Here is a 6,172-nt window from a genome sequence, read left to right as displayed (position 1 = left end):
ATGTGAGCTTCTTCATATTTTATCTATTCAAACATGTTTTGAATTTATATAAACTACAGTTTAAAAGATTCACCGTCTTCTGGGATTAAAATTCTGTCTGAAAAACCATGTTCTTTACTATAGTTTCTTAATTCTTCCCTAGACAATGTCCAATGGTTAACAGCTTCCATATGAACGGCAATAATTGTTGCGGATGGGCTTGCCTTGTGTACATTATAGATATCTTCTTTTCCCATGATTAAGGAACCAAATGATAATATTTGGTTATCTCCACCATTAACCAAAATGATTTCTGGCTCATGAGTACGAATCTCGTCTTCGATAGCGTTATACCAAACTGTATCTCCTGCTACGTATAGTACTTTTTCACTTGGATGTTTAAAAACAACCCCACAAACTTCACCTAATGCTTTTACTGCTTCTTCTCCTCTACCATGTTCACCTGTTGTTTTTACTAAATGAATACCTTCAAAAACAGTATTTTGTTGTAGTACTTCAACATTATTGAATCCACTTGCTACTATTTCTTTTGCATCTGCTTCATTTTGCACAAACATTTTTAAATCTTTTGGTATTACATCTTTTGCCACATCATCAAAGTGGTCCAAATGTAGATGAGTAATAATTACTGCATCTATGCCTTCTAAAATGTTGTCAATTGAAATTGGTAAACTCACTATAGGATTATTCATATCTTGTCTTATTGTATCAGGGAACGGTGGGTAGGTACCTTTTTCCGCTAACATTGGATCAATTAAGAATTTTTTATTTGCATATTCTACGACGATTGTCGCATTACGTATTTGTGTAATATTCATATTTACAACTCACTTTCATTTTTGTGTTTATTTACATCATTAAGTGTATAATATGAGCAGTAATCAATTACACAGAAAAAATAAAGTGTTTTAACTCTTTGGCTTTATTTTTGAAAGGAGTTAAGTTTCAATTGGATGCAACAGATAAAAAAATTATAGAGGAATTAAGTGCCAATAGCAGAATTACAATGAAAGAATTGGGAGAGAGGGTACATTTAACAGGACCTGCAGCTGCGGCAAGAGTAGAAAAATTAGAAGACAATGGAGTTATAGAGGGTTATAGCATTAAAGTCAATCAATCAAAATTAGGGTGTTTTACGTATGCCTTCATCAATATTTATATAGAAGGTACACACCACCTTCCATACCTTTCCTTTATTCAAAAAAAGAAAAGAATGTCATTAATAATCATAAAATTAGTGGGGATGGTTGTTATCTATTGGAATGTAGATTTCCAAGTAATGAAGAGTTAGATCAGTTCTTAATAGAATTGAACAGGTATGCAAATTATAAATTATCAATTGTAATATAATTATACAAACCATTAGAAATAAGGGACATTATTTATTCAAAGAATAAATGTATAATTTTGATTCAAGAAGTGATAACAATTCAAAAAATCCATCAAAAAACGCCGAATTCCTTGATATACATGGAACTTGACGTTTTTTTAATTGGAGCTAACGTTCAGGTTTATTCAGTATTAACTTCGTTTCATCTTTTTTTACTCGGAATTAAAGCAGCATTTGATAACTTTTTTTATGTGATTTATCTATTTCATTCAAAAGTCTTTTTATTCATTTGATACTTAATAATAAAGGGGTACAGCCGAGATACGTGTAAAAATAGGTCATAGGCTTACTTTTATTTCCAATCGATTTTAAAATCGTTTTTTTGTTAAATTATATTGTTGATAATTGAGATATAAAAAGGACTTATCAATAGGATAAGTCCTTTTTCAATTTCCGGTTCGGCTATCTATTATTCTCAGGGATCTATTGGCTTCATTTCTTATAATCGGCTGACCATCGTTTTTTTCGATGTCCAAAAGAGTGTGAATAACATTGATATCATTAAAACTTTCAAAAGCTCTAACCAATTTCCATCGAATAATATCATCTTTGAAATTGGTCTTTAAACATAGTAAAAGTGCATCGATAATTTGATGATTTGAATGTAGTTTTTGGTAAAAACACATAAAACCTATTGCATCAATGACTTCTCTAATTACAAGAGTATTATCTGCCTTTAGTACATCCAATAAAACTGGTAGAATCTCTTTTTTCATATGAGCTAAAGTCCTGGCGATAATGTCCCTCGGCAAAGGATAACTTTTCTTATTGAAACCATTAGTAGGTAATACTTTATGTTGATTATTGCCTATCTGCCCTAAATATTCGACCATAATCTTAGCAGACTGAACATTACCTTTTGAAAGTGCGTCACATAATTCAATTTTTGTATAAAGTTTGTTTTCTTGTGTAAGAGTTTGAAGAAACAAACGAATCAAATCATCGTTTAAATCTTTTTTCTCTGATAGTAATTTTATAGCGATAGTTCTTTTATATGCTTCTTTTGATTTAATCATTTCTAATAATTCAGGCTTTGAGTGATTATTATAGTGCTGTAAATCTTCAAATGTAATTTTCCCACGACTTTTTAATTGAGAATCCGAACTTTTCATTTATACCTCCATATAACTGTCTGAATTAGATATGGCGTTCTTTATTCTATATACAGTTTGCCTAGTTATACCGTTTTCTTTTGCAATATGAGAAATGGCTTCGCCATTATTTAACATTTCAACTACTCGATTGTATACTAACCTTTTTTGAGGGTCCTTTGCTGTTGGAGAATAAAGAGTCGGTCTTCCTTTATAAACTCCTTTCTGTTTTGCTATTGAAATTCCTTGTGCTTGTCTCCTTTTCGTTTCTGTTCGTTCCTGTTCCGCAATCATAGCTAAGATTTGAACGATTAAATCTTTAATAAATTTATCTAATAAAGAATTTCCAATTGCTTCTGCCATAATAGGTAGGCTAGTAATAATTAACTTCACTTCTTTTCTTTTTAGGTAATTAACAGTTTGAATAATTTCATCATAATTACGCCCAAGTCTGTCGATTGCTTCCACCATAAATGTATCTCCACCTCGAACAAATTTTAGCGCCTCTTGAAATGCTTCTCTATTATGAACAGATGAACCAGATTTTTGTTCCGTGAATATTTTTTCCGCTCCAAATTCTTTTAATATTTGTATTTGTCTATTTAAATTTTGATCTAAAGTTGAAACTCTAGCATAAGCAATTTTCATTTTTAGAAATCCACCTCATGTTCTAATTAATTATCATACAGTTAGAACCGAGTGTTTTCAATAACTAACCAGTGGATGATTAGGGTCTACCCATAATATACAAAATGGTATTTATAAGCCCTATAAATCGTATATGGAAATAAGTGTAAGCCTATGACCTATTTTTACACGTATCTCGGTTGAACCCCAATATAGATATACTTGTTAATTATGGTTCCAATATTCAAAATTAACAAAAAACAAATTATAATAAAAATATGATGGTTATCCTTTTGTTTACTCCTTGTGCTAAAGATAAGATCCTGTTCCCGGATCTTATCTTTTTATTTTTTGATTTTAAATACAAAAAAGGAATCCTTAATAGCTTAAGGATTCTGCAACAGGAGATAACAATAGATTTTTTAATTTCTACTAATAGTCACTCTGCTTAAAATAAGCAATATATAAACACCGACATCCAAAATGAAGGGGGAGTTTTGGAATATATTCAACTTCGTCCCATAAGTATATATTTTTTACGTTTCCGCAAATTGAGCACTCTTCAGGACTCTCTGTTTTTAATATTTCAATTCCATCTCCAGCTTTAACAGATAACAAATTGTTTAACCTTTTTTGATTTGACGCTTTAAACAGTACATAGTGTAAATATAATTCTACCTTATCATTATTGCTCGAATTCATTCTACTAGCATATCCACCATGAGGATTCTTTAGGAAACTTTCTAATGAAGAGCATTTAATTTCTTCTGTAGTTTCAGTTAAAAATCTACTGGAAATTTTACCAATATCCTCTCCTAGTAACTCACCGATAATTAGATGTTTTTTTATTAATTTTTTAAATTCTTCTGTATTATCAAGACCATGAAAAGTTAAGTTGAAAATTTCACTACTTGTATTCAATAACTGATTAGGTTCAACAGTATTCCAATCAATACCTAATCCTCTATTGAACACTTGCTGTTGTTCATATTTAATAACTGCTTTAGCTGCTGCTATCAAATTATTATCTTCGATACACTGGGCAATACGAAATATGAGTTGGTTACGTTCTGTATTTTTCTGTTCCTGGTAGTCATTAACGAGTTTTTCACCATCCGATGTTAATACATATATAGTCAGATTTTTATGTGCTTGATAAATATCCTCTTTTGAAAGGTTTTGTAAAAGAGTTTCAATAATTTCGGATTTTTTTAATTTAGAATATCCCTTTATTCCATTCTTTTTTGCTAATTCTTTTAATGTTTTTACAGTATTGGTCTCAAGCAATTGAATTTCATTAGGTTTTGTTAACAGTTCCATATGTAATAATTCAGATATTGTGGCATCTATTTTCCCTATATATTCGCACCAATAGTTTGGTACTTTAGTATAATCTTTTTTATTTATATATTTTAAGAATTCTAGATGTGCATTATCTAATTTATTATTTGAATACGGTATAATTTCTTGATGCTCATTTGATTTATTCCTCGTCGATTTACTGCCATGGAATATTTCTAATATTTTTTTGAGCATGAAACCTATCTCTCCTTGTATCAATAATTTAACACTTGTTTTGCTTCTTCCTGGTCTGGATCATTTCTCATCAATCCAGGATTGAAATATCCCAATTCGTACACCCTTTTGATTAATGCAATGATGACTTCTCTCTCTTTTCTCTCATATACACTGCAAATTGCATCATTTCTTCTTGGGTAAATTGTCTTCCTTCAGTTGCCCCTTGTGTAGACGTCCCAATATATGCTAAATCATCCCATTTAGAAAATGGTTCTTCTCCTTTAAAGACCATTTCACTATATCTTTTCCATTCCCCGTCAATGTTTACTACATTATATCTGCCCTCATTAGCTAAGAAACTCATCGCAAACATTTTATCAGAGTAATAGAAATCACATTCCCTATTCGGATCGAGTAATTCTTCCCAACTAATATTATCCTTTAAATCTTCTTCTGGAATTTCACGTTTCTCTGTTTCAATTAGCTCATAAGATGAAATTGGTAAATTTTCTAACTCATCATCATATACTTCTTTCATGATCCAACAGTCTTTACTAGCGTCTGCTGCATAATATTGATACCATTCATTGTCATGCGTTTTAAATACATAAATAAATCCATTTGTAACTGTCTTACGATAAGTCTCAATGATATAACTATGATTAAAATTCCCTGTTTGGTCATATAGTGTGTCATCATTATCATAAGTTTCAGTTTCAACAAAAAGTTTCTTTTTCTGTCCCTCAATTATATATTCATAGCCGTCTACTACTGGAAAGTCTTCTGGATACTCATTCATACACTCTTTTTCTAATAAACAGTCCTTCACTTTGCTTATAGCTGCTTTTGGAATCTCTTTTAACTTTACGAACTCTTCAAATTCATTATTAATATTTATTCCATAAGGCTCTAATATTTGATGCAATTCTCTAGCAACCCTTGTTTCTTCGTAAATCATATATTCATACTCTTCAGGATTGAATTCTGTTACTAAAACATATCTATCCAATGGGTTGATAGTATACGTATTTACCCATTTATTAGGCTGATTGAAAACTCCGTGTGGGATTAAATATCCCCATAGCACCACATACTTCTGAAAGTTCTCTTCTGGTACTACAAAATACGATGAACCTTCGTTTGTTTCTCTTTCTAGTACACGTTTTCCACTGAACAATTTACGCATATACATACCCCCATGATTAGTACAAAATATAAGGCTCATACTAAGTGTAATACTATTATATTTAAATTGAAATACGGTTCTAGGTACATATTTCGCAAGAAATCTATCCAAAAAAAAAATAATATCTCCATTTCACACAAAATAGTATCCAAAACAGACGGGAACGAATCCATTAAGCGGATTAATTAGGTACAAAAAATAAATGTAGACTAGTAATTATGTTGTTTGTTTTTTATTAAACATTACGGTACGTGAAATTTTATATTTCCATGTAAAAAAGCCCCCATAGATCGTACACCTATGAGAGCTACCTAAGGGTCTTTAGACTACATTCTATTGTATATAAATGCTAGTTTAAAT

The 6,172-nt window shown here is 30.7% G+C and carries 5 protein-coding genes and 1 pseudogene; 1 reads left to right on the top strand and 5 read right to left on the bottom strand.

Annotated features, from left to right (window positions below; genetic code table 11):
• Positions 1-53 precede the first annotated feature (53 nt).
• The gene (locus tag DN401_RS29565; RefSeq protein WP_149288134.1) at positions 54-818 is read right to left on the bottom strand and encodes an MBL fold metallo-hydrolase; all 765 of its coding nucleotides are present in this window, start codon (positions 816-818) and stop codon (positions 54-56) included.
• 188 nt (positions 819-1,006) lie between these two features.
• On the opposite strand from DN401_RS29565, the pseudogene DN401_RS29560 reads away from it, so the two are divergent.
• Positions 1,007-1,350: pseudogene (locus DN401_RS29560) on the top strand (Lrp/AsnC family transcriptional regulator).
• Positions 1,351-1,776: 426 nt separating this feature from the next.
• Here the strand turns inward: DN401_RS29560 and DN401_RS29555 are convergent.
• The 4 genes from DN401_RS29555 to DN401_RS29535 form a co-directional block, all read right to left on the bottom strand.
• Positions 1,777-2,502, bottom strand: coding sequence for a HEAT repeat domain-containing protein (locus tag DN401_RS29555; protein ID WP_149288133.1), 726 nt, complete (start codon positions 2,500-2,502; stop codon positions 1,777-1,779).
• Entirely contained in the window at positions 2,503-3,129 is a 627-nt protein-coding gene (locus DN401_RS29550) for a recombinase family protein (RefSeq protein WP_149288132.1), read from the bottom strand. It lies immediately after the preceding gene.
• A gap of 411 nt (positions 3,130-3,540) precedes the next feature.
• Positions 3,541-4,644: a Rho termination factor N-terminal domain-containing protein gene (locus tag DN401_RS29540; RefSeq protein ID WP_149288131.1), complete on the bottom strand. Its 1,104-nt coding sequence runs from the start codon at positions 4,642-4,644 to the stop codon at positions 3,541-3,543.
• A gap of 112 nt (positions 4,645-4,756) precedes the next feature.
• Positions 4,757-5,812 carry a hypothetical protein gene (locus tag DN401_RS29535; RefSeq protein WP_149288130.1) on the bottom strand — a complete coding sequence of 352 codons (1,056 nt, stop codon included), beginning with the start codon at positions 5,810-5,812 and terminating at the stop codon, positions 4,757-4,759.
• Between the last annotated feature and the right edge of the window lie 360 nt (positions 5,813-6,172).

Origin of the sequence: Bacillus sp. BF2-3 (assembly GCF_008368795.1) — a bacterium.
GTDB classification, from domain to species: domain Bacteria; phylum Bacillota; class Bacilli; order Bacillales; family Bacillaceae_G; genus Bacillus_A; species Bacillus_A cereus.
The sequence above is the reverse complement of the archived record's forward strand: the minus strand, read 5'-3'. Positions and strand labels throughout refer to the sequence as shown.